Annotated in this window: 1 protein-coding gene and 1 pseudogene; both read right to left on the bottom strand. The window is 66.0% G+C overall.

The window, feature by feature from the left end; all coding sequences use genetic code 11:
* The coding region (locus tag EN969_RS34440; RefSeq protein ID WP_127419950.1) for an SDR family NAD(P)-dependent oxidoreductase at nucleotides 1-347 on the bottom strand (347 nt) is incomplete at its 3' end.
* Between the two features lie 10 nt (nucleotides 348-357).
* Nucleotides 358-562 (bottom strand): annotated as a pseudogene (locus EN969_RS34445) (ABC transporter permease); the annotation flags it as partial.

Consider the following 562-nt stretch of genomic DNA (forward strand, 5'->3'; position numbering starts at 1 on the left):
CCCCGAACATTGCCCCGCCACGAGGCATCCATGCCGCCGACCTCCACTTCGGTCAGCGTGCCGCCGATCTGGATGCCGGCGTGATTGTGCAGGATGTCGATGCGCCCATGCCTGTCGAGCGTGCCGGCAATGAGCTGTTCGACCGCCGCATCATCAGCGACATCGGTCGTGATCGCCTCGGCTTGGCCACCGACCGCGCGGATGTCCGAAGCCGTTGCTTCGCCGGCGGCCTGATCCCTGTCGGCGATGACGACCACCGCGCCTTCCCTGCCCATGATCATGGCGCCGGCGCGCCCGATGCCGGAGCCGGCGCCTGTCACCACGGCGATGCGGTCTTTGAGGATCATGATGCGGCTTTCAGTTCGACGGCTTGCGCTGGCGCAACTGCCATTGGGCAAGCACCACGAGCAGCACGGAAGCGACGAGCACGATCGTCGCGATGGCGTTGATCTCCGGCGTCACGCCGCGCCGGATCGACGCGAAGACATAGATCGGCAGCGTCGTCTGCGCGCCGGCGACGAAGAAGGCGATGATGAAATCGTCGAAGGAGAAGGTGAAGGCG

It is taken from the genome of Mesorhizobium sp. M7A.F.Ca.CA.003.01.2.1 (genome assembly GCF_003998945.1).
In the GTDB taxonomy this organism is placed as follows: domain Bacteria; phylum Pseudomonadota; class Alphaproteobacteria; order Rhizobiales; family Rhizobiaceae; genus Mesorhizobium; species Mesorhizobium ciceri.